The organism is Bacillus sp. SB49 (genome assembly GCF_000469135.2).
Classification (GTDB): domain Bacteria; phylum Bacillota; class Bacilli; order Bacillales; family Halobacillaceae; genus Halobacillus.
Genome location: NZ_CP048117.1, coordinates 758,453 through 785,135, shown reverse-complemented (window position 1 = coordinate 785,135; position 26,683 = coordinate 758,453). Strand labels below are relative to the sequence as shown.

Sequence of the window (26,683 nt, the reverse complement as noted above, 5' to 3'; positions counted from 1 at the left end):
GCGTTTACAATATGTAGTAAAAGCGTACCGAATATAATTATAGTCGTCTATACCACATAAGACCCCTCTCTCTCTTTTTCGACTGTTTTTTCCATTCTATAGCCCCATTACAATAGATTCATTTTAAAATATAATATCAAATTTATGAACTATTTAAAGAATTAATATTTCATTCGAATTTGAAAAAATCTATTAAGTGACCAACTACCTCCGCCTTCCTTTATGGCCGCTCACCGGGCGCCCAGTGGAAAGGTCCCTTCTCCCGGAGCCCGATCTCTCCCCCATCCATACCACCTTTTCCAAACGAAAAAGAAGCTCCCTATTTCAGGGAGCCTCTTCCAGTCAGAGAATATCAGGATCCTTTTTGAGCGGAAGGATCTGCTTTCTGAACCGTAAACTTAGGAAACTTGAAGACAATAGCAAGAATTCCGGACACGGCTGTTAAGATCGGATAAATACAAAACGGTACGATTGCAATAGGTGAAATCGATGCCACACCGGCTACAGCAAGGAGTTGGGCTCCGTAAGGAATGATTCCTTGAACAGAGCTTGCGAAGATGTCCAACAGGCTGGCGGATCTTCTCGGTTCAATGCCGTAATCATCAGAGATCTGTTTGGCTAATGGACCGGCCGTGATGATCGAAATCGTGTTGTTTGCAGTGGACAAATTGATCGCGGTTACGATACCGGCGATCCCGAACTCTCCACCACGATTAGACCGGACACGTTTATTCACCGCTTCCAGTAGATACTCAATTCCGCCGTTGTAACGGATCAGCTCTACAAGTCCTCCGAGCAAAATAGCGATCATAGACAACTCCTGCATGTTAGCGAAGCCGTCTCCGATCAGGTTAATCAGTTCCATCCCCGAGAATTTACCGAGAATCAAACCGACAATTCCGGCTGCTACCGTTCCGCCGATCAGAACGAATATGACGTTTACCCCAAGGATGGCGAACAGGAGCACTCCGAGATATGGAATGACTTCAAGGAAATTATACGAGTATGTTTCCCCAAGATCTGCACTCGCACTGGCTGTCCATACTGCAAAAATAACCGCTGTTACTATGGCAGCCGGAAGAACGATAAAGAAGTTCGCCTTGAACTTTTCTTTCATTTCCGTGCCTTGTGTTCGAACAGCTGCAATGGTTGTATCAGAAATGATGGAGAGGTTGTCCCCGAACATAGCCCCACTTACAATGGCTCCCATAATCAGCGCCACACCAATATCTGTTTGTTCTGCGACACCAAGTCCGATCGGGGCTAAAGCTACAACTGTCCCTGTGGAAGTACCCATGGAAATGGATATGAAACACCCAATGACGAACAGGCCGACGACCATCCATCCACCAGGCAGGTAGCTCAGGCCAAGGTTGACGGTGGAATCTACAGCCCCCATTCCCTGTGCGACGGAAGCAAATGCTCCCGCGAGCAGGAAGATCACAACCATCAAGATGATATTCGGGTGTCCTCCCCCTTTGGAGAGTGTCATGATTTTCGTTTCAAAATCTGTTTTTCGATCCATAAGCAGCGCTACCAGTATAGCTGCAAACAGAGCGACGAGTACAGGCATTTTGTAGAAGTCACCTGTCACGATCCCTGAACCAATGAACAATACAATAAATACTACAAATGGAATAAGTGCAAAAATATTTGCTTTCGGTTTTGTCATCTTTTCTGCCTCCTTCTTGGTGAACTCATGAATGTTTCTGTGATACAGACAAGACCAGGCCAAACAAATAAAAAAGAAGCCCTCTTTAGGATAAGAAGGCTTCTTTGTTTCCGTCCCCTCTTATCTGTCAGGTCTAAAACCTGCTGGATTTAGCACCGGCCAACTGTGTTGGTGGTTGCTGAAGCTTCTTAGGACCAGTTCCTCCACTTCTCTTGATAAGAACTATTCAATTGAGTCTCTCGTTACTTTACATCATTTTTTTCTCTCTGACAAGAGAAAAACTTGGAATGTTACTTTTTATCATACTCTCCGATAATGTCCACGGCTTTGGCTGCCAGAGAAGGGTCTACAGCCTCATCGAAATCTACATCGCCGATGATGGCACCATTGGAGTTGTAAAAGTCGAACTGATCTTTAATATCCTCCACGAACATACTGCCGTCCGGATCCAGTCCTGTCACGCCGACTTTCTTCCATATTTCAGGATCCTTCAAAGCGGTGTGTTTTGTCATGATATCAATGACTTCATCAAGCCCCTCGCCGTGAAGAAATGCATCGTTGTAATCGCGTACCCCCTTCAAATAAGCAGCCATGAAGCGGAGCGATACGTCTGTTTCTTCTTCAACAAATTCCGGTGAGCCTAGAACCATCGCGATTTGTGCTTCTGGAGCATAATCCGTAGCATCACCGAACCGCACATGTAACCCCTGCGATTCTCCCTGTGTTATCAAAGGCTCTATCTGCAGGGCAGCATCTATGGATTTATTCCCCATCGCGGCCAACATATTACCGAAATCAGACATTAAGACGACCTCTACGTCCTTCTCAGTCAAGCCGGCATGCTTCAGCATTTCATGGAAGATGTAATCATCCACGGCATTCTTTGAAGATACAGCAATCCGTTTTCCTTTAAAATCGGCATACTCCTTGATTTCATCCTGAAGGTCTTCTCTAATAACAAAACTGAAGTAGGAATTGCCATCGAAATAGTGCCCTTTATCAGCGATGATCTTCACATCGATTCCCTGAGCGATCGCATTGAAGAACGAAGCGGTGGAGACTCCGCCGGCGATGTCCACTTCACCGGAAGCAAGCGCCGGCAGCATATCATCACTGTTGGCGAATGTCGTAAATTCAATGTCTATGTTATAGTCATCGAAATATCCTTTCTCTTTCGCGATGTAAAATCCTGCACCGGACGCCGCACCGTCCTCTGCAATAACTACCTTCTGACGCTTCTCAAGCGGAGCCAGATCGCCGGATACGGTTTCTTTCCGCTTTCCTTGTTCAGACTCCTTATCACTGCAGCCTGCTACTATACCCAAAAATAAAAAAAGAGAGATAAAGATCCATAATGATTTACGCATGGGATGTTTCCCCTTTCTTAAATCCTTGATCGTTGCACTTCTTCCTGAAGATGATTCCAGACCTCCACGAATTGTTCCGCCATGACAGGGTCAGCCCTGACCTGCTCCATATTTCTTGGTCTGGGGAGCTCGATTCGTTTTTCCTTTACAATCCTCCCCGGCTGGGCACTCATCAAGAGAATCCGGTCGCTGAGCAGGAGTGCTTCATCGATACTATGTGTAATGAAGAGGACCGTTTTTTTCGTTTCGGCCCAGATGTTGAGTAATTCTTCCTGCAGGATGAATTTATTCTGTTCATCCAATGCTGCGAACGGTTCATCCATCAACAATATTTCCGGGTCATTTGCGAATGCTCTGGCAATGCTCACCCGTTGTTTCATTCCTCCGGAAAGCTCTCTAGGGTAAAGCTTGGCGAAACGCTCCAGCCCTACTTTTTCTAAATAATACGCGGTCCGTTCCTTGATGACCGCCGCTGGTACACGACGCATTTTCAAACCAAAACTGACGTTACCCTCCACGGTCAGCCACGGAATCACCCCCCGTTCCTGGAAGACCATCGACTGAAGTGGCCGGTCTTCCTTTGCTCTTGCGATGGTGAATGACCCGGAACTCGGTGTTTCCAAATCGGCTAGAATTCTGAGCAGTGTCGTTTTTCCGCACCCGCTCGGTCCGACTAAACAGACGAACTCTCCATCGGCAATATCCAGATTGATTCCTTCCAATGCTGTGACTCTGCTTTCCTTTTTATAAAATACTTTCGTCAAATCCCTGATGGAAATTTTCGCATCCATTCCACCTTCCCCTTTCTCCTTCATCAACGCCAAGGGAGTAATTTACTTTGCAGTCCTCTCAAGATTAATGAGAATAAATAGCCGAAGAACGAGATGAGTACGAGCCCTACAAACATTTCTTTCAACATGAATGCCTTATAGGAGGTCCAGATTAAGTAGCCGATACCGGAATTCGCTCCCATCATTTCCGCTGCCACTATCGTAAGTAAGGCGATCGCCTGCCCCATTTGAATCCCTTCAAGCATGACCGGTAAGGAACCCGGGAGAGCGATTTTGAAGAAAAACTGTTTCGAATCTGCTCCGTAATTCTTTGCTACGTCCAAATATATTCTGTCGATGTTGATGACACCGGCAACTGTATTGATGACTACCGGAAAGAAGACACTTCCTGCGATCGTCACCACCTTGGAAACTTCCCCTACTCCGAACAGAATGATGATGATCGGCAGGAGAGCAAGTGTTGGAATCGGCATGAGAGCCATGATCAAAGGCGACAGGAAATGCCGGATTGGACCATACAAACCCATCAGCAGTCCGATTGCAATAGCAGGGATCACTCCGAGAAGGAATCCTGCAAAAATACGATATAATGAGATTCCAACATGGCTGAACAGTTCTCCGCTCCCTGCCATCAACCAAAAGGTTCCCACGATTTGCGTAGGAGGCGGGAAAAAACGGGCATCCATCAAGCCTGTACGGGACAAGATTTCCCAAAGCAACAGAATAAACACCGGGGAAGCTATGGTAAGTGTTTGTTTGAACCGTTGACGTATACGCCTTTTTCTCCATTCTTGCTGTTCATTGAGCAAAGGATCCTGTGCAGCAATCCTTTCCGATTCTTTCATGTGCACCACCTCTTGTGCTAAGTTATGAACTTCTGCCCATATGTGTGAAAAAAGTAAAAAGAATCAAAAAAGCGCGGGCAGATACCCGCGCTTTTTTGATTCTTCGTCTGTAGGAATTGCTATGTTTATTAGGTGATACCTGAGCCTGTACTCATATGTTCTCCGTTAAGTAAAACTCACCGATTCAAGATTCCACTTCTGTAACATACACTTCGTCATCCGCTTCCACCGTCATGTTCTCAGGAATTTGTAAATACAGGACCGACATGCCGGAGGACATACTGCTGCCGCCTGTGTTCTTTCCTTCAGAGAATTGTCGGAAAGGAAAGGAAGGATCGAACTGATAGAAAGTCTTCGTTACTTGTTCGCCGGAGGTTACGACCAGCCCCTGGTTCTCAAAGGTTACCACAGGCTCCTCTTTGACAGGGATCTGCCAGCCATTTACGACCATAGGTGAGCGATACTGATAGAGGTGTATGTTCTTTTTCGACTCTACTTTTTCTACGATAACGGACGTACCAGGACCGCCGGGAGGGCTCACTTTCACGTTCAGCGTTTTTCCTCCAAAGGAGAAGGTACGCTCATCTAAAAGGTATGCCTCGTCTATCTGATCAAGGTTTCCCTCTAACAAATGGCTGTACATAGCATCGTCGATATCCGACGAACTCGCCGCTTGCCCTGGCAGGGGATCAGGCAGGAAGAAGGTGAAAATTGTCGAGATTACTAACACGCACCCAAATACGAGGAAGATCAAATGGCCGGTCTTAGCCATCTTGACACTTGCACCCTTATACTTCCCGTTAAATACAGCTGCCAAAGTGACAAGCAGGAAAAGAAAGACTGCTAACACGATGATCATGACCGCTTCACCTCCAAACGGCCAGCAATCCAGAAGCTTCCAACGAAACAAGTAATGGAAACGAGCAGTGCTTTCACAGCGAATAAAACAATATTTGCTTCATCAAACAGAACCTCAAAGAGGTAATTAGCCAAACCGTCTTCGCCACTTCGCTGCATCAAATACGAAATGCCGAACATCAAAACCGGAATGATAAGAAGAAACAGTCTGTTCCACTGCAGGAATACACCAAACAAATAACCGGCACCGGCGGCAAGGAAAACCATAAGGATGACGGCAGCCATCCCAGCACCGAATAAAGAAGCTTCCATTTCGTGAGCCGGCAACAGTTGACCGTCCTGCACTACAAATGTGTACACCGCTGCCCGCAGTACATTTTCTGAAAGGACAGCTGTAAGCCCGGCTATCCCGCAAACCACGAGAAGAAAGCCGACGGTAGACAGATGACTCGTAAGGCGGGTCGATACAAAGGGAAAATCATCTTCACGGTAAGCACGCGTCGTAAGGAGCAGTGCCGTCAAAAATCCCCAAAAAACCGTAAAGGAAATAATTAAATCCCCGGAAAAGATCTGCGATCGGACTTCAAAGAACTCTCCTCCCATGAATTGTGCCCCCGTTCCCATTAAAGAAAACAAGATGCCAATCACCTGTATCGTTACAAGAGACGTAAACACTCCCGGATGGGACCGCCACTTGAACGCGAACTGCTTTTTAATAACATCACCTGTTTTCACTTCGATCAAAGACATCGTCAATTCCTCCTCTGCCAACCTTATCTTCCGTCATATATACGCAAACATCACTGGCAGAGACAGGAGCGATACGAATGCCTTCCTTCCTCATCTCCGTCTGTTCCGTTTCCGTCCAGTCATTTCTTACGATGACACAACTGTTTCTTTCCTCAGGATGCTGTTCATAAAGAATTTCTCTGTTCCGGGTCCATGGCCTCAGTATCTCCAGGGGTGCAGTGAGGCGGACGGCATACTCCTTCAGTTCATCCATGCTGGTCTGGAGAAGCAGCTTCCCCTTGTGGAGAAGAAGCACTTCCTCCAGTATGTCTTCCATTTCCTCCAAATGATGCGTCGATAAAACAATGGTGCGCGGAGAGGACAAATAGTCTTTCAACAAGGCACGATAGAAATCTTTTCGAACGGCTGCATCCATCCCTGTTGTGGGCTCGTCGAAGATTGTCAAGGAACATCGTGTGGCAAGACCGAAGATCATGTGAAAAATACTTTCTCTTCCTTTTGAGAGCGTATGATGGCTTTCCCCGCGCTCAAAACCGAAATAATCGAATAAACGTAAAGCAAGATCATGGTCCCAATACTGGTAAAACCTTTTCCCTTCCATAAGGACTTCTTCCAAAGTCAAGGTTGCAGGGAAAGACATCCGGTCATCGATATAAACAGAATTAGCCGATATCCTCAAATTATTGAACGGATGTTCTCCAAATACTTCCACACTTCCTTTCGATTCTTTCACCATTCCGGCAGCAACCTTCATCCATGTCGTTTTACCGGCACCGTTACGTCCGACTAAACCAACGATTTTACCCGCTTCAATGGAGACGTTCAAACGGTCCAGGGCTTTCTTCTTTTTATATGTTTTGGTTACGTTCTCACATTTGATCGCCTTCACTCTTTCGCTCCTCCCCATGTTTCTTTAATGAGCGTGATTACTTCCTCTTCAGTCATTTCCAACTTCCCTGCTTCCTTCACAAGATCGTCAACTAAACGCTTCATTGTCTTGTTCCTCCGCTTTTCCTTTATAATCGCATTCGCTTCCTCCGCCACGAATTTCCCGAGTCCCCGCCTGTCATAAAGAACACCCTCTTCCGCTAATTTCGTCAGCCCTTTGGCCGCAGTCGCCGGATTGATATTATACATATCCGCCAGCTTATACTGAGAATGCACCTTTCCATCTACTTGAAAGTGTCCTTGAAGAATCTCATCCTCCATCCATTCTGCGATCTGGATGTAAATTGGCTTTGCACTCCCTGCGTCAAAATTCAACTTGTCACCTTCCTCCAACATAGTGCATTAGTGTTGTAATGTAGTATATTTCATCAAGATCAGAAAAACAACAAAAAAAGGAAAAATTAAATAAGTTTGCCTTAAATAACGACATTTTTCCATCCAGGAATATTTACAGTAGAAGATTTGTTTTATATAGGAAAATACTAGAAAAAAACATGCAAACTATCGAAATATTTGTAATGCTGATGTTACATTCGTAAAAAAACACTTCGCATAAAAAGTCTGTCAACCCTGTCATTCTAGTAATTTGTATCTTGTTTTCATACTTTAACCACTCCAGCAGCCGCTTACCTTTAAAGGATGATTATAACAACCCCAGAGCTGACAAGGACTGATGCCGCCTTTTTGCTTCCCTCTCCTATTTCCGATGTCAGCAGAACGTCCTTTCTACCTATCTCCCAATAATATCCTCCTTTATTACAAGAGATCGATGGTACGATGAAGTCGATCGAAAAACAAACCAACTTTTCAAGGAGGAGTTATCAGCATGAAGAAATCATTAGTCGTATCAGGAGCTCTTGCACTATCTCTTCTAGCAGCACCCGCAACATCTTTCGCATCTACAGGTGAGGTGCACCATTCGCAAATAAAAACACAAAACATTCAAATAGATTCTGATAAATTGATGGAGTGGATCAGTCAGAACGAAGCTGCTTTGAAGGGAAATAACCTGCAGCAGATCGATATTCAATCTCTATTGAATCAAATTGACTGGAAGCAGGGAGAAAAACCTGTCCAAGCAGAAGCTAAGCCGGAAGCTCCAAAACAAGAGCAGAAGCAAGAAGAAGTAGAAGCTCCACAACAAGTAGAACAGCCGAAGCAGGAAAAAGTAGAAGCTCCGAAGCAGGAAGCTCAGCCTCAGGAACAACCTAAGCAGGAAGCTGCTCCACAACAACAGTCAGAGCAGCAAGCTCAACCAAAAGCAGAACAGCAAAGCGAGCAAGCATCTTCTGAAGTCTCCGCTTTCGAAAAACAAGTAGTAGAATTGACAAACCAGGAACGTGAGAAACAAGGACTGGCACCACTTGAGCTTGATACAGAGCTTAGTGCCGTAGCTAAGGACAAATCTTTGGATATGCAGAAAAATAACTACTTCTCTCATAACAGCCCAACGTACGGCTCTCCATTTGACATGATGAAGACGTATGGCATTGACTATCAAACAGCAGGGGAGAACATTGCTATGGGACAAACAAGCCCTGAGCAGGTTGTCCAAGGTTGGATGAACAGTGAAGGTCACCGTAAAAACATCATGAACCCTAACTTCACACACATTGGAGTAGGTCATGCAGAAGACGGAAACTACTGGACACAAATGTTCATTGGAAAATAAAAGATTTCGAGTCGCCGGATCTCCCGGCGGCTTTTTTTGTAGGCTTTTTGAGGAATTCTACTTTTTTTCTTTTTTATATGTCTGAAAACACTTGCAATTAGTCTGAATATTCCATAAAATCAATCATAATTTATCAATACCAATAAAAGAAAGAAGGGTTCTTTTTGAATACAAAAACGGTGAGTCATCTTTATAATGTCTGCCCACTCTGTCACGGTACCGGTGCCTATAAGGAATATGATGACAGCAAAGCCAACATGATCATGGACCACTATCAACGTGTCAATCACGCCAAGGAGGATGCCGCCTGGAGACTCGCAGTCGAAGAAACGAGCTATGAGAAGGAATGTGCCAGGTGTAAAGGGAGCGGCAATGTACTGAATGATGAAGGTCAGGAGATGTTCCAAGCCCTTCAACGCTTTGCCTGAACCTAAATAGTAATGGAAGAAGAGCTTCTATCCGGGAGCTCTTTTTTCTATGACTTACCAATGAAACCTATTTCCACTTCTATACGTAGTTATGAATAGAAAGCGGGTGGAATCTATGAAAAAGTGGGTCACTGGATCGATTATTCTCCTCATCCTTCTCCTTCCCCTCCCTGTTTATGCCGCGGATTATTCGATTGAAGAAACGAATATCACGGCATCTTTGCAGGCGGATGGTAAAGTAATGGTGGAAGAATCACACACGTACGCGTTTGATGGAGAATTCAATGGTATAACAAGAACACTTATTCCGAAACAACAGGGCTCGGAAATCACCGATGTCCGTGCCGAAGAGAACGGAAAAGCTTTGGAGGTGGAAAGAGAAGGGGATCTGTATAAAGTCTATCGCGGCGGTTCAGACGAAACCATAACGGTCGACCTTTTTTACACGATTGAGAACGGCATGGAGCATTATGCTGATGTGTCCCAGTTTTATTGGCCTTTCTTTGATGATAGAAACGAGTCTACCTATGAGGACTTGACGATCACTGTCGTCCCTCCAGCGCAGACGGAAGCGAAAGTGGCTTTCGGATACGATGCTGCCTATGAAACAGAACAATTGTTGGACGATGGATCCGTCCGATACGAAATGGGAGAAGTACCGGCTAACGAGAAAGGGGACATCCGCGTCGCCTATGATGCTTCCCTCTTCTATGCAGCCGGCAACACGAAAGAAATGCTCGGAACCATCCTTGCTGAGAAGAAGTCCCTGGACGACGAGGCAGCGGAGAAAAAGCAGAGAGAAGAACAGTGGGGGAAAATCGGCGCAATTCTCACGGTTTCAGCAACTGCCTTGGCGGTCCTCCTGTATGGTTACGGCCTAAGAAGAAGGAAAATGACAGGTTGGGATGCCGAACGTATTAAAGGGGGCTCCTTATTTCCAGATCACTCCATGAGTATACCGGGAATGATCAGCTTTATGAAGGGCGGCTATATGAATCACAAAGCACTGACCGCTGCGATGCTTGATCTTGTCCGTAAAGGACTGATTGAAGAACAGTCCAAGAAGGTGTATAAACGCCTTGACCGTCATCCGGACCACGAGCACGAGCAGCAATTGATCGAATGGTTATATGATGATATAGCCCAAAGCGATACCCTATATATTGACGATATAGAAAGGTACGCAAAGAACAAAGAAAATAGTGAAACCTATCGTAAACGACATCATTCCTGGCAGAAGCTTGTCAGAAAGGAAGTGAAGGAGCAGAGCTTATACGCTTCATCCGCTGTTCCACGATGGACAGCAGGCTTAACAGCACTCGGCCTTTTTCCTTTCGCCATTCTTCTTCCTTTGAACGGTACATTCCTTTGGATGATTTTCGTCATCCTGCTGATCATCTACTTCTTGCTGTTCAGCATTGCATACAAGCCGTTGAATGTGGAAGGACGTAGTCTCTACGACCAGCTCCAGCCGTTGAAAAAAGATGACGATTGGGAAACATGGGAAGAAGAAGACCGCTTAAAAGCACTTTTGTTCCAAATCGGAGCAGGTAAACGTGATCCCCTTTCCCAACCGTTCCCCTCTTCCACCCAGTCCAGCGAAATTGCAACGTATGTGGTGATTGGTTCTTACTTTGAGACGAACTTTTCGGACGCACAGCGTCATACCACAGTTTCCGCTTCATCTGGAAGCTCAAGCAGCGGTGGCGGGACCGGTGGTGGCGGCGGCGGTTCCGGAGCCTTTTAATTACACTTAAAAAAACCTCCCGACACGGATATATCGGGAGGTTTCCTTTTTTACTTATGTTGATCCACGGCCAATAATTGATCGGCTTTTTCAGTTGTATGGTTCATAATAGCAGCTATGTTTTCGCTGTCAGAAGTGAGCGCTTCCACCGTGGCACTCATTTCCTGCATACCTGCACTCGATTCCTCAATGATTGCAGCTAATTCCCCACTCCACTGTTCCACTTGAAGATTGTCCGTAATTACTCTCATCATGACATCATCCGTCTCTTTGAAAATATCAACAATATGGACGAGTACTTCCTTCAAGTCTGTGAAATAGGTATGGATCTCACCGAAAGAATCTTGAATGGAGGTGATCTTCGCAGAACTTCCATCCATCTTCTCCAATGTGGATTCATTATTCCGGAGAGCTTCCATCAAATTGGTCGTTATTTTCTCTGCCGTATCATTTGTCATCTCTGATAGCTTTCTAATCTCATCAGCTACAACAGAAAATCCTTTTCCTGCTTCGCCCGCACGAGCAGCTTCAATAGATGCATTCAAGGCGAGCAGATTCGTCTGCTCCGATATCTTCTTGATATCATCAGAGAACGTGCCTGTTTCTTTTACTTTATTGCTTAAATGGTGGAACGTTTCATTTAAATCGCTCATGAATGCTTTGATTTGCTGAATTTCCATCGTAAAGGTCTCCACCTTGACCTCGCTGCTCTCCGTCATTCTGTTCGCTTCATTCGTTTCTTCACGGAGTGCCTCCATCCGCTTCCCTAACTCCATCATTTCCTGCTGTGATCTTGTCGTACGTTCCGCAATGTCAGAAATTTGGCCTGCCTGCTGCTGACTGCCGGACGCTACTTCCTGGATAGCTGTCTGCATCTCTTCCTGGGCCTGTAAGTTCCCCTGTACGCGCCCGTTCATGCTGGTAATATCATCTTTGATCACGGTAGCATGATCCAGGATTTGCACTTTCAGGTTCTTCTGTTCATCTGTCCGATAATCAGCCTCCATGACGAGGCTCTCGATTGCCCGCTCCTGGCCTTTACTCAAATGGATGAGTACAAAGAAAAGGACACCGATCAGCAAATAAGCGAGGTAGATAGTCGCTGCATTTTCCTGAAGGGAAACCTGATCCGCCGTGCTGTAAAGCTGGTTGAGGATAAGTGAGAGCCCACCCATAAAGTAACCAATGGCAAATACCGTTCGTTTGAAGTGGACGACTGCAAATACGGAAAGGAAGTACGTGATAAGTACGGCTGTCCATCCGCCACCGACGTAGAAAACACCAGAGACTGTAAAGGTATTGACGAGGATGACACTTATATAAGGGAACAGTTCCGGCTTCCTCCCCCAAATCGTTCCTAGGAAGGAAATGGTAAATAGAGCGATTTCAATTCCGAACAGAATGAATGCTTCCTGTTCCCCTTCCATCAGTGATTTCATGAATGCTGCTGCTAAGGACAACGTGAAAGCAGTAAAAAGAAGCAGGTTTTTCTTTTTCAACGTCTCCTGTTTCATCTGATCGATTGCGCTCATCTCCCTTCTTCCCCCTTCCTTAAATCGGAATTGAATACAGAGAAGCCATCATCCGCCACTACTACATCCGTACCCTTCCTGCCGATTTCCACTGCTTTTTCCCGTCCGATTACCAAGGATCCACCTTTAATGACTGTTTTATTTGCCAGCATCATAATCCCATCACCTTCCGATATATGTATAGCGTACCACCTCTTATATCGGCCATGATATGGAAAATTAAAGGGTCTATAGTCCTCTGGTCCTTTTAATATTCCCATACAAAAAACCCGGCGCAAAGGCCGGGTTTTTCTTTTCTATTTTATAATTTGGATCCTTCTCAGCATTCTTCCTTCGATCTCAAGCACTTTAAACGTCAGGTTATTCCTTTCCAACACATCCCCTTCTTGCGGGAAGTCATTGAACTCCTTCAGAAGATAGCCTGCAAGGACGTCTTCTTCTTCCGGAACTTCTGTATCGAAAATTGAGTTCAAGCGCCGGAGAGTAATCTTTCCGTCACAGATCAGTTCGGTCTCTGATATCTTCTCAATGATGGAGTCACTTTCTACGTCCATTTCATCCTCAATTTCAAGACCGATCATTGCTTCAATGACATCCTCATGTGTAAGAACCCCTTCGGTTCCTCCATACTCATCCAGAACAATCGCCATATGCTTCTTCTCTTTTGTCATCTTCCGGAAAACCCATTCTATACTATGGAATTCATAAACGACAAGAGGATCCTTATACGTGAAATCCTTGAGCGGGCGTTCGGGTTCCATTGCCCAGGAAATCAAATACTTTGAATGAAGAACAGCAACAATGTCATCTATGTCTTCCCGATAAACCGGGTACCTTGTAAACGGGTGTTGAGTAACCATATCCCGAACTTCCTCAAACATTGCCTCTTCCGAAATGGCAATCATATCCACCCGGGGTGTTTTCAGGACATCCTTTACATTCAGATTATAGAAATCAAGCACACCTTTGATCCGGTGGGATTCCGCTTCGTTGAAGGTCCCTTCCGAATCTGCAATGTCAACCATCGTCCGAAGCTCCTCTTTTGAAACGGAGACATCGTTCGTTTCTCCTTTGGACAAAGCCTTCGTAATGGATCCTGTCAACCAGTTCAACACCACAGTCACTGGTTTAAAAAGGATAACGAAAAACCGGATGACCGGAGAAACCAACATGGATATTCGATCCGGGAAGGCAGCGGCAATCGATTTCGGAATGACTTCTGAGAAGACGATGATGGTGACAGTCAAAATGGCGGAAGCCACTCCTACACTGAATCCATACTCAATAGCTAGTGCCGTAACCAATGTTGGAAGCAGAATGTTAGCTATATTATTACCAATCAAGATTGTCGTAATGAATTCACTTGGACGGGAAACAAGATTCAACAACTTTTCCGCTTTTTTATCATTTTTATTCACTCGAGCCTGCAGCTTCATTTTGTTTGCAGCAGTCAATGCTGTTTCGCTTCCCGAGAAAAATAAAGAAACGAACAGTAGAACAATGATCGCGATGATCACAAGAAAACTCCTCCTTGAAATTGTACATGCCGGTTTATTATAACACGTTCCGTAGTCAGGATAACAACCGTACGTATTCGCGATGCACAGGAATCGTCGTCATCAACGAACCGACTCTTTCAGCGTTTCATACAAGCGTCTGGTTTCTTCCTCATCTTCTTTATTAATGAACAAATCGTCCTCTTTCGTCTTTATGTACACGGAGGGCTTCATATCCGCTTGAATGAATAGCAGTGCTCCTTCATATGGGTCCTCGAGACGGAAGCGCCCTTTCAAATGACCTCCCGATGCGAAACCATTGGACTTCACAATCACATCCGGCACGTCATCCAAGATCTCCACCTTCTCTATGTCAGCAAGTGACCATTCACCGCCATACATTCCCGAAATCTTCACCTTTGAATCTTCAACCGTTACGGTATTGTCGATCAATCCAGTAATGGTCAGTGCAACTACTCCCCCGAAGATGGCGACGGAAAAGATGCTTGTCATCCATACATTCCGCTTCCTTTTACGAGGAACCTCGTATCGCTGTATCCAAACAATACCGGTCAATAAAACGATGAAAAACAAACCAAGCCCGACCTCAAATGCCAGATCAACCGGAAGCAGGCCGGCAAGAAAAGTGAGCAGAAGCATTGAGAACGTCCATTTCAGCAGACGGCCTGTTGCGTCTACATAGCCGTTCTCCAACAGATACTGCTGCTCCTCTTCCGACCGGTTTCCGAACCCGGAAATTAATCCGTACTCTCTCTTTTTAACCACCAGATACGTTAATCCGCCGTAAATAACCAATACCCATACCATGATGATGCTATAGACGATAAAACCAGTATTCATCCTGCACCTCCTGTTTTATCATTATAATACACAGCAGGAAATGTTATCCGGATTTATTAAGCTGTTTCCGGCTGCCCGTCCTTCTTCGTCAATGTAAAGAATAGGACAGCACCTATAGAAGATGTCGTAAATAGAATCGTCCCCATCGGCACGGCCGTTGTTTCATTCAATCCGACGAGGGGGGATACAATGGCTCCGAACAATAGAGGAAGCATCCCCAATACGGCACTGGCACTACCGGCCCGGTGTCCCTGATGTTCCATCGCCAAAGTGAACGTACTTGTCAGCACCATTCCCATTGCAGTCATATAAATAAAGATAGGAATTACGATGGAATAGAGCGGGCCTTCCATTACAGTCATCACCAGAAGAAACGCGGTCGCGGTGACGGCAATGATCACTGCTGTCCGAAGCAGACTTCTTTCATGAATAATGCCTCCAAGGCGGCCGATCAGAAAACTTCCCGTTATGATGGCAAGGCCGTTAATACCGAAAAGAACGCTGAAAACCTGTGGGGATACGCCGTAAATTCCCTGATATACAAAAGGGGTTCCCGAAACATAGGCGAAACTCCCCCCATGGACGAATCCGATAGTCAAGGCGTAACCGATGAAGGAACGATCTTTCAACAGTCGTCCGATTGTCAGAATGGATTCCTTTAAAGAGCTCGGAATTCTTCTTTCTTCGGGAAGTGTTTCCGGGAGCTTCTTCGTTACCGTCAAAACGATTAAAACACCGACAAAGCTGAGGAAAAAGAAAATGGTTTCCCATGTTGCAAAAGGGAGTAAAAGAATCGCTCCGCCCGTCATCGGGGCAATCATAGGAGCGGTTGCATTGATGACCATCAATAAAGCGAAGAACTTCGTTAACTGCCGTCCGGTAAAGACGTCACGAACTACGGCACGGGATAGAACAACCCCCGCAGAGGCGGTGAAACCCTGGAGAAAGCGTGCCGCTACAAGAACAGTTATGTTAGGCGCAAGTGCACAAAGCAGAGAAGCTAAAGCAAATAACGAAAGAAAAATGATCAGTGGTTTTTTTCTTCCTTGAGAGTCACTGATCGGTCCTACTACTATTTGTCCTACCGCAAGTCCTATTAAACAAGCCGTTAAACTGAGTTGCACAAGAGACGCACTCGTGTCTAAATCAGAGGCGATTCCCGGGAAACTCGGCAGGTACATATCTATATTTAATGGACCAAGCACACCGAGCATTCCAAGTAGAAACGCAAGACCAATACGTTCTTTTCCTGTTGGATTATGAAGCATATCAAACACCTTCCTCTTCTGTCTGCACTTGAAGTTTTTTCAAGCCGTTAATCTATGATTCTATCTTTAAATAAGCAGGAAGTCTATCCCTCTGCATAACAAAACCTCTGCAGAGCAGAGGTTTTGTTTCACCATATTTCTTCTACATATTCCGGATGGTCGATGAAAGGATTACGGTTATGCTGATAGTCTTCATAAATGACTTCATTCCTGTTCCGTTCGAAGTCATCGACCGGATCGCTCTCATGCCACTCCTTCAGTGTGGAAAGCTTTCCGAGATAAGGGCCGCTCGTACCCGTGGAATCAGCGACTTCTAAATCCAGCTCCCCCTGATCTCCTTCATAACGGACGGCCATATAGAAAATCATTCTTGCTACATCTCCTTTTACTTCGTCACGAGGCTCCCATGAGTCCCCGTCATAATAAGTGTCCGGAGCGTCAGAATAAGGAGATCCGCCATTATCAAAGTCTAAATTACTACGGCTGGAGTTGACAGAGACATCCGTTGGCCGAAGGTGATGCAGGTCCGTCCCCGCTCCCATGGCTGTACCGAATCCACCGTGGGATTTAGCCCAGACATGCTCCCTGTTCCAATCATCCACCCCGCCGCCATTTCGATTCTTGGAAATAGAGTCTCCTGTATAGAGAAGCAGAACGTTTGCAGGGTTCTCCGGGTCCTCGTCGGTATTTCTCAGCGCATCCCAGACTTGGGAATAGGATATTTCTGTATGGTCGTCAATAATATCATGGAGTTCCGCTTTCAACGCATCTCCAGTCAATGAATCCGCACGATCATAATAGGACCCAGGCTGCGAATCCTGTTCTCCTGTTTCCCCATCTCCTTCTTCACCGGCAAGCGCAATGGACGAGACGGATTTGACCCCGGGATGAGCAAAGTAATCATCTCTGCTCCCCTCAACAATGACCTTCTCCCCCATTAAATCCGGATTGTTCTCTAAACCGTAGCTGCCCCGATATTCCGAATCGAGCTTCACAAACAGCATACGTTCTGTCGCATTCTCCTCTTTTTCATCCGCTAAGGCCAAAGCGTAGTTACTGGTGAAGCTGTTCTGCTCTACCTTATCCACCCCAACCGGTACGCCAACAATATAGCCTTCCACCTTCACATCCGATCCGGCCGTCATTTCCATTCCTTCGCTTATAGTAAGAGAGGTCGCTGCAAAAGCAGGCGGACTGACGATCAAGAAGAGAAAGCTGACAATCATCCATATTTGTTTCTTCATTCCATGACACACTCCTTGAAGTGAGATACGTTCTCTAGACCTTTTCCACTTCGGAGTGTGAAATCCTTCCACTTATAAGGAAATTAGTACAATCCTAACATGGTATTAATATTAACTAGTTCTTCTGTTTAAGACACCAGCTTCAGCCCGATGGCGGAAGCAAGGATCATAGTAATGAACACGACCCTCCGCCAATCCTTGGACTCCCCATAAAGAAGCATGCCGAGCACCGCTCCTCCGGCCGCACCGATCCCGGTCCAGACGGCATAAGCGGTTCCCATCGGCAGACTTTCCATTGCCAGGGAAAGAAAGAAGAAGCTCCCACCAAAGCCCAATAAAAGGAATAGGATGGATTGCCAATTACGGTCTTTATGCAGTTTATTAATCATCCAGACCCCGGTCATTTCAAACAAACCTGCCGCCAGCAAAAAGATCCATGCCATCAGGCTTCCTCCTCCTCTGGTGTCACTGCTTTCAAGCCGACCACCCCAACCAATAAGATAAGAATCAGAATAAGCTTGGCAGCATCGAAACTCTCACCGAAAAAGATGACTCCTGTTGCGACGGTACCAACTGTTCCTAAACCGACGAACACTGCATATACGGTGCCGACGGGGAGCTTGCTTCCGGCAGATATCATTAAATAAAAACTGATTACGATGGCGGCAATCGTACCACTCCATTCCCATAACCCTTCTGCGTGTTTGAGCCCTGCCACCCACAGCACCTCAAACACGGCACCAATAATCACTTGAATCCAATACTTATTCATTGTTCCAAAAACCTCCAATTAATCATTCAAACTATAAAAGCCCGGGAGACACTGCACAGCAGTCATCTCCCAGGCTTTTATCCTTCCGTGGCACAGCTTCTTTGAAAGCTGTGAGCTTTCTCTCGGACCAGTCTAACAGAATACTGTTACGGAACCCTAGAAAGCCTATTTGCTATTCCGTCCACAGTTTATCATCATTTACGGAATAAAGACAACAATTTACCAAGCGTCCCCTGCGGCTTGCCGACGGATACTTCCAATCTTCGGTTGAAGTCATTTTGAGACTGCCATTCCCGTTTTTGTTCCGTCCGCATCTCGCGCAGCTCCCGTTGTAAATGTTCACTCTTTTCCTTTTCCTGTTCCAATAATGTTTCATATTGGCGTTTTTGTTCATTCGTCAACTTCTCTAACTTGGCATGGGTTTTCTGTGAGAAATTCCCAACACCGGAGCTGATGACATGATGATCCTGCTGAAGACGGGAGACCGTTGTTTTCAACTGTTCCATATCTTCCTTCAACTGCATATTCACTTCACGGGTCGCAGCAAGCTCTTTCGCCACAAGCGTCAGCAGTTCTTTCAACTGGGCAGGATCCTGCAGGGAACGGCTGTCCGTATCCGCCACTGCAATTTGTGTTTCATCATAACCGGACAGGCGTTCCTCCAGCTTTTTGACAAGCTCTTTCGCTTTCTCATCCTTCGGCAGATCCGTATCACGGATGTCCATGAGTGCCTCAATATCAGACCGTACGAAAATTCGTCTGTCTCCATCTTTGAAAAACTCATATCCATTCCGTTCCAATATTTGTCCGTATTTCCGTACAGTCGTCGTCGCGATTCCGACTTCTTCTGCCACTTCTTTCGTGGAGTAAGCTCGTTCGTTCGGCTTTATGTCATGTCGCATTTCGGGCCCCCTTCGTCCTTGTACAAATGGTCAGGATGGCCATATCGGCAAGCGCTATGCTCTCCCTGACCACTCTAGTTACACTTTCTATTATTATATCACGTGTATCGCTTAGCGCTATAAGCGATACGATATTGGACGAAGGTATCATTCCCGTTCTTCACAATGCCTTCCATTCCGTCTCCAGCTTCGCCTTACCACGGACAAAAGTCCGCAGAACTCCTTTACTGGATCGGTAGACTTCCGCCTGCATGACACTCGGCCTTCCCATCTCTCTCCCTTGATGGATAAGACAGGTTTTCCATTCAGGGGCTTCCGTATCTCTTCCATCCTGCATAGATAAATACGCTCCCAGGGCGCAGGCAGCGACACCGGTTGCAGGGTCTTCCAAATACCCGGCTCTGTTTGGGAACTGTCTGGCCTGGACTTCCCCGTCCGCCCTGAAGGTGAACGGATAGAATCCAGACGTTTGATAACGGTCGCACAGCTCCCACATGTATTTGAAATCCGGCTGGAGACTTTCTAATATACCTTCTCTCTTCAAGGGAACTAAGAGTTTCTGCCTGGATGTAGACACCGATTGCAAAGGGAGATCAGCTGCCAGATCACTCTTGTTGATTTGCAGCGCCCTACACACTTCTTCATAGGAGGGATTCGTATCAGCAATTACCGGCTTGTACTGCTCCACTCGCACCGTATAGCCGTCTTCCTTTTTCGTCCAATCCACATCAACGACCCCGACCCCCGTCTCAATCTTCACGGATGGAGCAACCGTATCCTCACGATTCAAAAGGACCGTCAAGGCACCGATCGTTCCATGGATACACATCCCAACTTCCTTAGAGGGCATGAAAAACCGGAACCGCCAATCATGGTCTCCATGCTCAGCAGGAAGGACAAATGCTGTCTCCTGACCGAAGTGAGCGGAAAAATCCATCATCTCCTCCTCTGTTAGATGATGGGCATCCAAAACCACCGGGCAAGGGTTCCCTCCCCGTTCGCCGTCATGAAATACTGTCGTATGTATAACTTCCGCCGTCATTCTATCACCTCACCTTTTTCTCCAGTTTACTATGACAGGCCAATGGAAGGAACGCATATGCTTCCGATCGATATAAAAACAGTCTGTTTTCAAAGTCGCAGGAAGAAGACCGTTGAAAACTTATACGCTTAAATAAAGGGAAATAAAAGCACTCCATATATGAAAAAGAAAAGAACGAGAAAATCATTTCTTTGAGGAGCAAGATCGATCTTTCTTTACGTATTCTAATGGGAAATGAGACGCTTCCCCGGTGCCCGTCTCCCCGCTTACCTATCCCTTCTTCAACTAGTAAAAAACCCCGTCTTTTTTCAAAGACGGGATTCGATCACTCGTCAAAGGAAAGATTCATCGGCTCTTCCTGCACCTCTATGTGTAAGTTCATATTCGTCGTCGGGACATGCTCGTCCACGATATCGAATTGAAAGGCATCTATCCATACCTTGCCAACACCAGAGAGGATGGTTCCTATAGATATGACGGAAGCGGTGTCGGGGACATCGAGAACGATTGAATAATGGTTCCAGTTCTGCGTTCCAGTAATTTTGCGGTCGGACATGTTATCGAACTGCAGCACTTCCCCCTGAGCATTGTCCACCCTCATCCACATTCCAGCGTAAGATTCAACATGCTCCGTTTTTATAAAACCACTTAGTCGAACACGTTTATCCAAGTAGTTTACTGCCTTGAACTGCTGCATTAATGTAGCGAAATCCCCCTCCGATGGATAAGAGGTTCCGGAAATAGATGTAAGATAGGCCGAACGATTACCTTCATGGATCTCTTTGTCGTCCCGCCCTACTTCATAATTAGCAGGTTGACCCCCACTTAAAAACCAACCATTAATCGGCGAAATCATTTCCACTGCATCTTCTCCTTTTTGTTCGAAATATGTGGCGAATAATTTACGAAAGCGTCCGGGAGGCAATCCATAAAGCTGCTTAAACGCTCTGGTGAATGCTTCCTGACTCTCGAAATGACAGGAAAAAGCGATATCGATAATCGGAGCATTCGTATGAAGCAGACAGCGCGAGGCCTCAGTAAGTCTTCGTTTCCTCATATACTCGGATATACTGACACCCACCTCTTTTAGGAACTTTCTGTGAAAGTGATAAGGTGAATATCCCGCATACGCAGCTACCTCTTCCATGGATACACCTTCTTTCAGCCTTTCTTCCATAAAGGCGATACTCTTCTGAATGATTGACGGCTCCGGCACTGCTCCTCCCCCTTTCTACTTCTATTTTATCGCTTAAAAAACTGTTTTTTTTGACATTTCCTGCTGTCTTTTGAGAGACGCAGCTGCTTGTTTTGTTGGGTAACAGCAAAAGTTCCATTGATTAGCATACGACTGTTGGATATAATTGATAATAAATCTCAATTACAACAGAGGAGTTTTTGCTGTGCTTTCACGATTTTTTTCCTACTATAAGCCATATAAATGGCTGTTCATCCTCGACTTCAGCTGTGCTGTTCTTGTCGGTATTCTCGAACTTGCTTTTCCGCTGGCTGTTAATCAGGTCATCGACCGCCTCCTTCCTCAGGAGAACTGGACGATCATCCTTTTAGCCTGTCTTGGATTATTACTGATTTATTTGATTAATACCGGCCTTCATTACATTGTCACGTACTGGGGACATAAGCTTGGGATAAATATTGAAACAGATATGCGTCAGAAATTGTTTTCCCATATGCAGAAATTATCCTTCGGCTATTACGATAACAACAAGACGGGACACAGCATTTCCCGGCTGACGAAGGATCTCGAGGAAATAGGAGAAGTTGCCCACCATGGTCCTGAGGATATCTTCGTCGCCTTCATGACCCTGCTGGGTTCCTTCATTCTCATGCTTACGATTAATTGGAAATTGGCCATTCTATCATTCATTGTCATCCCGCTGTTGATCATCCTTGCCATCTATTTTAATAAAAAAATGACGGTTACCTTCCGGCGTATGTTCCATAACGTGGCGGAAATCAATTCTCGTGTCGAAGACAGCATCGGGGGCATCAGAGTCGTCCAGGCCTTTGCTAATGAAAGTCACGAGCAGAGCAAATTCAAACAGAACAACGAGCAGTATCGGACGACGAAACTGCAGTCTTACAAGATTATGGCGCAAAACATTACCGCCAACTATGTCTTGATGCGCCTTGTCACCTTGTTCACTTTATTATTCGGGACATACTTCGTCATATCCGGAGAGTTGACGTATGGTGAATTTGTAGCCTTCATCCTCTTGGCGAACATTTTGATCGGTCCGATTCAAAAAATCAATGCCGTTATCGAAAGCTATCCAAAGGGAATTGCCGGATTTAAGCGGTACACAGAAGTGATCGACACCGCACCGGATATCGCAGACCGTCCGGGCGCAGCCGCTAAAGATCTAAAAGGGACCATACGATATGAAGATGTCACCTTCGGTTATGAGGGGTTGGACCCGGTATTAAACGGAATCAACTTAACGATTGATTCCGGAGAAACTGTCGCTTTTGTCGGGCCGTCCGGTGCCGGTAAGACGACGTTATGCAGCCTGCTTCCGAGGTTTTACGAAATTTTGGATGGAGGGATCACCGTAGACGGAACCGACATCCGTGACATTCAGCTGACATCACTACGCAGTCAAATTGGAATCGTGCAGCAGGATGTTTTCCTGTTCTCCGGGACGATCCGCGAAAACATCGCCTACGGAAATCTGGATGCAACGGATGAAGAGATTATGGAAGCATCCCTACGAGCAAGGCTGGACGACTTCATTCAACAGCAGCCTCATGGACTCGATACTGTGATCGGTGAACGAGGCGTTAAGCTTTCCGGCGGCCAAAAACAGCGTCTCGCCATCGCCAGGATGTTCTTGAAAAACCCACCGATCCTTATTCTCGATGAAGCCACATCAGCGTTGGATACGGAAACGGAAGTAGCCATCCAAAAGTCATTGGATGAATTGACGGAAGGCAGAACGACACTCGTCATCGCCCACAGGTTGGCGACTATTAAGAATGCCGACCGTATCATGGTCGTAACGAAAGATGGTATTGCAGAGCAAGGAAGCCACAAAGAGCTGCTTGCAACAGAAGGTATATACAGCCGCCTTCATGAAGCACAGTTCGGCTGAAGGCTTTAGCTGCACAAAAAATGCCGGACCAACAGGGCCCGGCATTTTTTATTAGATATTCACTTTGACTTCTGCTTTTTCACGAAGATCGTCTACAATTTTCTGAGTCGCTTCGCTTTCTTTCTGCTGTTTGAGAGACTGCTGAATTTGAGGTTTCACGTCTTCATAAGCAGGCACTTCCTGCTTGGTTTCTGCGTCCTCTTGACTTTTCTTCATGTCGTCGTAAGCTTTCTTCACTTCTTCTTCCGAAGGCTCTGTATCTCCAGCTTCTTCTGCAATCAGCTTATCGACTTTCACCTGAGTTTCCAATTGGGACATGACTTCTTTTTCATCCATGCCGCCGTTGTCTTTCAGCTGCTTCATGAAGTCTTCTTTATCTTTCACTTGAGGCTGCTGTTCGACGATTTCATCAATTCTCTTGTTAATCTCTTCTTCGGACGCTGTCAGTTCACGATTATCCGCTTCTTGAATCAGCAGCTCCTGACCAACCATGCTTTCTGCAAGACTCTTCTTCAGTTGGTCCTGATCCAGCTCCTGTCCTGACATTTGTGCCTGCATGGCTGCCATTTGGAACTGACTCTTATACGTGTTTTCAAATTCTTTCTTCTCGATCTTCTCACCGTTCACTTCTGCCACAACGTCAGGGATATTCTTCAAATCCGGCTCCGGTGCTTCCGCTTGTTCCGAAGATTGTTTCTCTTTATCTTTATCATCAGATGATTCACTATTGTCGCCACATGCCGCGAGCAATCCGACGAATGCAGCAAGTACTAATGCCAATAACCATTTCTTATTCAATGTCATGTCTCCTTTGCATCATTCTGCTAGTCATTGTAACATGTCCCGTTCCATTGTAAACATATTCGAACCGCTCCTGCTTCAGCGTGACATTTTTGTAACTATCACGAACCTTGTCATACCGGGTTTCAAAGCAGGATGATTACGCATATTGTTGTAAATATGTAAAAAATGTGGGACGCGCCTTTTCCTATTATATACCAAAAGGAGCCTTTCCATTTGGAAAAGCTCCTTTCTTTTTATTGGATGCCGACTGCGTCGTACGCCTGGTTAACGGACGTGACCTCCTGGGAGCCCTCTCCGTAAAGATCGATCGCCGATTGAATGGCTGCTTGTCTCATCATGCTGAAATCGGAAGTCGCTGTTAAATATTTCGTTAAGGCACGGTAGTAGATCTGCTCCGTGGCGTCGCGCCCTACTCCTTCAACCTCGATATCATAGTGCGTACCGCCTTCTGCAAGGAGATACGCCGCTTTGTTATTGATACTCGAATTGATGTGAACGCCTCCGTTATCCAGATCGCCTGTGTATAATTCGCTGTAGTGATCCGGATATCCTCGATCCGGATAGAATGGATGTGGAATAGAGGACGGGTCTTCCATAGAACGAAGCGGCTCACCGTCGACGCCTACTTCTTCCCCCATCAACCAGTCGTCCCGGTCGACCATCGCTCCGAAAATGTCCGACATCGATTCATTGAGTGCCCCTGGTTCATCCTGATAAACAAGATCCGCAGACCGGTCTGTGACAGCATGCGCCAATTCATGGGCAATGACATCGACTGCTCCGGAGAATGGAAGGTATGTTTCCCCGTCACCGTCGCCGTACATCATCTGCACGCCGTTCCATGCGGCATTATTCCACTTATCTCCGACATGGACAGAAGAAATCATCCGCGCACCTTCGTCATCAAAGGAATCGCGGTCGAAGGTATCTTTGAAGTAGTCATAGACAATGCCGGCATTCTTATGGGCACTGACCGCAGCCGGATCGCTGAAGAACTTATGGTCGCTTGTCACTTCATCTCCATGATAGCCCAACAGCTGGGAGAATAGATTGAAGAGGAACGGATCCATATTTAAAGCGTCAAATGTGTGGATGCCATCGCCCCTCGTTTCATCGAACAAGTAATAGCTTCCCTCTTCGTAAACGGCTTCGAACATTGCCTTGTCTCCATTTACTTCTTCACCGAACGCTTTGACATGGTCGATGGCATTATAATGGTTCACAATGTCACCTGTTTTAGCGTCAACGAAATAATGGAAGTATCCCGGTGCCGGCTCAGAAGTGGAGGCTTTCACTAAGAACGCAAGGTGGAAATCACCTTCATATTCATAGAAATACAAATCACTGGACGGCTCCGCATCATATGCTTCTACTTTTCCGATTTCGTCCTCAATGGAAGCCTTGGCAATCTCTACTGCTTCCTTATCCGTCAGTTCCGGTTTGGAATCCAGCTCTTTCGCTTCCAGATTGGGAACGACTTGACCAAAGAAAGCCTGCACTTCTTTCTTATCGTTCAACGCCACCGTCTGATGTGCCCCATATACAGGTACGCCGTCATATTGTTCGATCAACCTTACATGGGATGTCCCGTTCTCTTCATCCTTTAAAGTATCAAGCACTTGGAAGTTGTCCTTGCTGTTCCCTTTCAGCTTAAACAAATCATTCTTATAGTTCAGATAAGAAAGAGCGATGCTTTCGACTGTTGCTTTCTCACTGGAAGCCGCCTTCATCTTCGGCATTTCCCACTTTTCTATGATATACGATGGTGTGCCGTAGGTATCATTGTTCTTCACCTTCGCTGCCTCTTCTGCAGAGACGCTCCCTGCTCCGAAACCGAAACCACTTAAAGCCAGTGTCAAGGCCAGTGTCGACGTAACGACTCGTTTCTTCATTCCATCACTCCTCGATTTTTTTAAAAGAATGGCTGGTATTCATTTATTCGTGATCGACGCCGTCTTCCTGATTCGCCTGGAATTTCCATGTGAGATTCATGCTGTCACCCTGGAACACATTCTGGTCCTCTCCATTATCGACGAATTCAAATTGCACCCAAAGTGTGTCTTCTGCACCGACATCAAGTCCCCCGCGCTGCTTCCATAGAGGATCAAATACGTCTTTAGCTACTGTATCTGGATCCATCGCTTGGAGCTCGCTTAAAGTCGTCTGAAATACAGGCTCGCTCTCCTTGTCCCAGTTCCAGAGGAAGTTCACCCGGATATGATCTCCCATATCTTCTCCGGCATTATCACCGGCAGCATCCGTCACACTGTAGTCTGTCAGTAGATTGATAGACTTGATATCAAGCGTTCCTTCGTTACCCAGTTTAAATTCACGAAGCACCGTATCGCCGGGCTTCAAATTATCGATATCAACGATAACCTCCGGATCCACGGAAACATCCAGTGTCCCTAACCCGAATGTGTTACTCGTCTCTTCCGTATCACTGAAATACGCATATGTCCCTCCTCCCATCAAAGATAGACCTAAAGATGCAGTCACCACACCAGCACTAACCTTCTTGAAAAAACTCATGACATCTCCTCCTTATATGATTAGACTCTTATGTAGAAAAAC

General features: G+C 46.0%; 26 protein-coding genes and 2 riboswitches. Of the genes, 4 read left to right on the top strand and 22 right to left on the bottom strand.

The features are described 5' to 3' along the window. Window positions 1-352: 352 nt before the first annotated feature. From M662_RS03910 to M662_RS03875, 8 genes are all read right to left on the bottom strand, one after another. Window positions 353-1,672 (bottom strand): Na+/H+ antiporter NhaC family protein, encoded by a 1,320-nt coding sequence (locus M662_RS03910; protein WP_008639831.1) that lies wholly within the window; start codon window positions 1,670-1,672, stop codon window positions 353-355. Between the two features lie 117 nt (window positions 1,673-1,789). Further along, window positions 1,790-1,894: riboswitch (SAM riboswitch) on the bottom strand. A 68-nt stretch (window positions 1,895-1,962) separates the two neighbouring features. Beyond that, window positions 1,963-3,039, bottom strand: coding sequence for an ABC transporter substrate-binding protein (locus M662_RS03905; protein WP_026578653.1), 1,077 nt, complete (start codon window positions 3,037-3,039; stop codon window positions 1,963-1,965). Between the two features lie 17 nt (window positions 3,040-3,056). Then, a complete protein-coding gene (locus tag M662_RS03900; protein ID WP_035388660.1) occupies window positions 3,057-3,830 on the bottom strand; it encodes an ABC transporter ATP-binding protein in 774 nt (257 codons plus the stop codon). Window positions 3,831-3,853: 23 nt separating this feature from the next. Then, entirely contained in the window at window positions 3,854-4,675 is an 822-nt protein-coding gene (locus M662_RS03895) for an ABC transporter permease (protein ID WP_008639828.1), read from the bottom strand. Window positions 4,676-4,859: 184 nt separating this feature from the next. After that, complete coding sequence (locus M662_RS03890; protein WP_026578655.1) at window positions 4,860-5,534, bottom strand: hypothetical protein; 675 nt, start codon at window positions 5,532-5,534, stop codon at window positions 4,860-4,862. Next, window positions 5,531-6,283, bottom strand: coding sequence for a hypothetical protein (locus M662_RS03885; protein ID WP_026578656.1), 753 nt, complete (start codon window positions 6,281-6,283; stop codon window positions 5,531-5,533). The genes M662_RS03890 and M662_RS03885 overlap by 4 nt, the downstream gene beginning before the upstream one ends. Continuing rightward, entirely contained in the window at window positions 6,255-7,172 is a 918-nt protein-coding gene (locus M662_RS03880) for an ATP-binding cassette domain-containing protein (RefSeq protein WP_026578657.1), read from the bottom strand. The genes M662_RS03885 and M662_RS03880 overlap by 29 nt, the downstream gene beginning before the upstream one ends. Next, a complete protein-coding gene (locus tag M662_RS03875) occupies window positions 7,169-7,546 on the bottom strand; it encodes a GntR family transcriptional regulator (protein ID WP_008639824.1) in 378 nt (125 codons plus the stop codon). Before M662_RS03875 ends, M662_RS03880 begins: the two co-directional genes overlap by 4 nt. Before the next feature lie 511 nt (window positions 7,547-8,057). Between M662_RS03875 and M662_RS03870 the strand changes: the two genes are divergently transcribed. The 3 genes from M662_RS03870 to M662_RS03860 all read left to right on the top strand — a co-directional run bounded on the left by M662_RS03870 (window position 8,058) and on the right by M662_RS03860 (window position 11,078). Next, the gene (locus M662_RS03870; protein WP_026578658.1) at window positions 8,058-8,903 is read left to right on the top strand and encodes a CAP domain-containing protein; all 846 of its coding nucleotides are present in this window, start codon (window positions 8,058-8,060) and stop codon (window positions 8,901-8,903) included. A 164-nt stretch (window positions 8,904-9,067) separates the two neighbouring features. Next, the gene (locus M662_RS03865) at window positions 9,068-9,331 is read left to right on the top strand and encodes a hypothetical protein (protein ID WP_026578659.1); all 264 of its coding nucleotides are present in this window, start codon (window positions 9,068-9,070) and stop codon (window positions 9,329-9,331) included. A gap of 115 nt (window positions 9,332-9,446) precedes the next feature. Then, window positions 9,447-11,078, top strand: coding sequence for a DUF2207 domain-containing protein (locus tag M662_RS03860; protein WP_026578660.1), 1,632 nt, complete (start codon window positions 9,447-9,449; stop codon window positions 11,076-11,078). A 50-nt stretch (window positions 11,079-11,128) separates the two neighbouring features. Here M662_RS03860 and M662_RS19730 read toward each other — a convergent pair whose 3' ends face one another. From M662_RS19730 to M662_RS03805, 11 genes are all read right to left on the bottom strand, one after another. Beyond that, window positions 11,129-11,731, bottom strand: a complete 603-nt coding sequence (locus M662_RS19730) for a methyl-accepting chemotaxis protein (RefSeq protein WP_442858829.1) — start codon at window positions 11,729-11,731, stop codon at window positions 11,129-11,131. Between the two features lie 875 nt (window positions 11,732-12,606). Further along, entirely contained in the window at window positions 12,607-12,765 is a 159-nt protein-coding gene (locus tag M662_RS03850) for a hypothetical protein (RefSeq protein WP_162129275.1), read from the bottom strand. A 141-nt stretch (window positions 12,766-12,906) separates the two neighbouring features. Next, window positions 12,907-14,127 (bottom strand): hemolysin family protein, encoded by a 1,221-nt coding sequence (locus tag M662_RS03845; protein WP_008638135.1) that lies wholly within the window; start codon window positions 14,125-14,127, stop codon window positions 12,907-12,909. A 102-nt stretch (window positions 14,128-14,229) separates the two neighbouring features. Then, on the bottom strand, window positions 14,230-14,967 hold the full coding sequence (locus M662_RS03840) for a DUF3784 domain-containing protein (RefSeq protein ID WP_008638136.1): 738 nt from the start codon (window positions 14,965-14,967) through the stop codon (window positions 14,230-14,232). A 56-nt stretch (window positions 14,968-15,023) separates the two neighbouring features. After that, a complete protein-coding gene (locus M662_RS03835; RefSeq protein WP_008638137.1) occupies window positions 15,024-16,235 on the bottom strand; it encodes a Bcr/CflA family efflux MFS transporter in 1,212 nt (403 codons plus the stop codon). Between the two features lie 128 nt (window positions 16,236-16,363). Then, entirely contained in the window at window positions 16,364-17,479 is a 1,116-nt protein-coding gene (locus M662_RS03830; RefSeq protein WP_008638138.1) for an endonuclease, read from the bottom strand. 128 nt (window positions 17,480-17,607) lie between these two features. Next, window positions 17,608-17,922 carry a DMT family transporter gene (locus M662_RS03825; protein ID WP_008638139.1) on the bottom strand — a complete coding sequence of 105 codons (315 nt, stop codon included), beginning with the start codon at window positions 17,920-17,922 and terminating at the stop codon, window positions 17,608-17,610. Continuing rightward, on the bottom strand, window positions 17,922-18,251 hold the full coding sequence (locus M662_RS03820) for a DMT family transporter (RefSeq protein WP_008638140.1): 330 nt from the start codon (window positions 18,249-18,251) through the stop codon (window positions 17,922-17,924). Before M662_RS03820 ends, M662_RS03825 begins: the two co-directional genes overlap by 1 nt. Before the next feature lie 64 nt (window positions 18,252-18,315). Further along, window positions 18,316-18,422: riboswitch (guanidine-I (ykkC/yxkD leader) on the bottom strand. A gap of 23 nt (window positions 18,423-18,445) precedes the next feature. After that, the gene (locus M662_RS03815; protein ID WP_026578661.1) at window positions 18,446-19,153 is read right to left on the bottom strand and encodes a MerR family transcriptional regulator; all 708 of its coding nucleotides are present in this window, start codon (window positions 19,151-19,153) and stop codon (window positions 18,446-18,448) included. A gap of 160 nt (window positions 19,154-19,313) precedes the next feature. Next, window positions 19,314-20,195 (bottom strand): PhzF family phenazine biosynthesis protein, encoded by an 882-nt coding sequence (locus tag M662_RS03810; protein ID WP_051348983.1) that lies wholly within the window; start codon window positions 20,193-20,195, stop codon window positions 19,314-19,316. Window positions 20,196-20,520: 325 nt separating this feature from the next. Continuing rightward, window positions 20,521-21,411 carry a helix-turn-helix transcriptional regulator gene (locus M662_RS03805; RefSeq protein ID WP_026578662.1) on the bottom strand — a complete coding sequence of 297 codons (891 nt, stop codon included), beginning with the start codon at window positions 21,409-21,411 and terminating at the stop codon, window positions 20,521-20,523. Window positions 21,412-21,595: 184 nt separating this feature from the next. Between M662_RS03805 and M662_RS03800 the strand changes: the two genes are divergently transcribed. Further along, window positions 21,596-23,305, top strand: a complete 1,710-nt coding sequence (locus M662_RS03800) for an ABC transporter ATP-binding protein (protein ID WP_026578663.1) — start codon at window positions 21,596-21,598, stop codon at window positions 23,303-23,305. A 51-nt stretch (window positions 23,306-23,356) separates the two neighbouring features. Here M662_RS03800 and M662_RS03795 read toward each other — a convergent pair whose 3' ends face one another. From M662_RS03795 to M662_RS03785, 3 genes are all read right to left on the bottom strand, one after another. After that, window positions 23,357-24,109: a SurA N-terminal domain-containing protein gene (locus M662_RS03795; RefSeq protein WP_008633817.1), complete on the bottom strand. Its 753-nt coding sequence runs from the start codon at window positions 24,107-24,109 to the stop codon at window positions 23,357-23,359. 233 nt (window positions 24,110-24,342) lie between these two features. Continuing rightward, the gene (locus M662_RS03790; RefSeq protein WP_008633819.1) at window positions 24,343-26,001 is read right to left on the bottom strand and encodes a M4 family metallopeptidase; all 1,659 of its coding nucleotides are present in this window, start codon (window positions 25,999-26,001) and stop codon (window positions 24,343-24,345) included. Window positions 26,002-26,044: 43 nt separating this feature from the next. Continuing rightward, complete coding sequence (locus M662_RS03785; RefSeq protein WP_008633821.1) at window positions 26,045-26,641, bottom strand: CalY family protein; 597 nt, start codon at window positions 26,639-26,641, stop codon at window positions 26,045-26,047. Window positions 26,642-26,683: the final 42 nt, after the last annotated feature.

Bases quoted from the DNA above. Each gene is read 5' to 3' on its own strand.
- M662_RS03815 (WP_026578661.1), bottom strand. From the start codon at position 19,153: ATGCGACATGACATAAAGCCGAACGAACGAGCTTACTCCACGAAAGAA.
- M662_RS03850 (WP_162129275.1), bottom strand. From the start codon at position 12,765: ATGATGCTGGCAAATAAAACAGTCATTAAAGGTGGATCCTTGGTAATC.
- M662_RS03825 (WP_008638139.1), bottom strand. From the start codon at position 17,922: ATGGCATGGATCTTTTTGCTGGCGGCAGGTTTGTTTGAAATGACCGGG.
- M662_RS03795 (WP_008633817.1), bottom strand. From the start codon at position 24,109: ATGACATTGAATAAGAAATGGTTATTGGCATTAGTACTTGCTGCATTC.
- M662_RS03830 (WP_008638138.1), bottom strand. From the start codon at position 17,479: ATGAAGAAACAAATATGGATGATTGTCAGCTTTCTCTTCTTGATCGTC.
- M662_RS03785 (WP_008633821.1), bottom strand. From the start codon at position 26,641: ATGAGTTTTTTCAAGAAGGTTAGTGCTGGTGTGGTGACTGCATCTTTA.
- M662_RS03820 (WP_008638140.1), bottom strand. From the start codon at position 18,251: ATGAATAAGTATTGGATTCAAGTGATTATTGGTGCCGTGTTTGAGGTG.
- M662_RS03840 (WP_008638136.1), bottom strand. From the start codon at position 14,967: ATGAATACTGGTTTTATCGTCTATAGCATCATCATGGTATGGGTATTG.
- M662_RS03910 (WP_008639831.1), bottom strand. From the start codon at position 1,672: ATGACAAAACCGAAAGCAAATATTTTTGCACTTATTCCATTTGTAGTA.
- M662_RS03890 (WP_026578655.1), bottom strand. From the start codon at position 5,534: ATGATCATCGTGTTAGCAGTCTTTCTTTTCCTGCTTGTCACTTTGGCA.
- M662_RS03905 (WP_026578653.1), bottom strand. From the start codon at position 3,039: ATGCGTAAATCATTATGGATCTTTATCTCTCTTTTTTTATTTTTGGGT.
- M662_RS03810 (WP_051348983.1), bottom strand. From the start codon at position 20,195: ATGACGGCGGAAGTTATACATACGACAGTATTTCATGACGGCGAACGG.
- M662_RS03900 (WP_035388660.1), bottom strand. From the start codon at position 3,830: ATGGATGCGAAAATTTCCATCAGGGATTTGACGAAAGTATTTTATAAA.
- M662_RS03790 (WP_008633819.1), bottom strand. From the start codon at position 26,001: ATGAAGAAACGAGTCGTTACGTCGACACTGGCCTTGACACTGGCTTTA.
- M662_RS03895 (WP_008639828.1), bottom strand. From the start codon at position 4,675: ATGAAAGAATCGGAAAGGATTGCTGCACAGGATCCTTTGCTCAATGAA.
- M662_RS19730 (WP_442858829.1), bottom strand. From the start codon at position 11,731: ATGAGCGATTTAAATGAAACGTTCCACCATTTAAGCAATAAAGTAAAA.
- M662_RS03835 (WP_008638137.1), bottom strand. From the start codon at position 16,235: ATGCTTCATAATCCAACAGGAAAAGAACGTATTGGTCTTGCGTTTCTA.
- M662_RS03860 (WP_026578660.1), top strand. From the start codon at position 9,447: ATGAAAAAGTGGGTCACTGGATCGATTATTCTCCTCATCCTTCTCCTT.
- M662_RS03885 (WP_026578656.1), bottom strand. From the start codon at position 6,283: ATGTCTTTGATCGAAGTGAAAACAGGTGATGTTATTAAAAAGCAGTTC.
- M662_RS03870 (WP_026578658.1), top strand. From the start codon at position 8,058: ATGAAGAAATCATTAGTCGTATCAGGAGCTCTTGCACTATCTCTTCTA.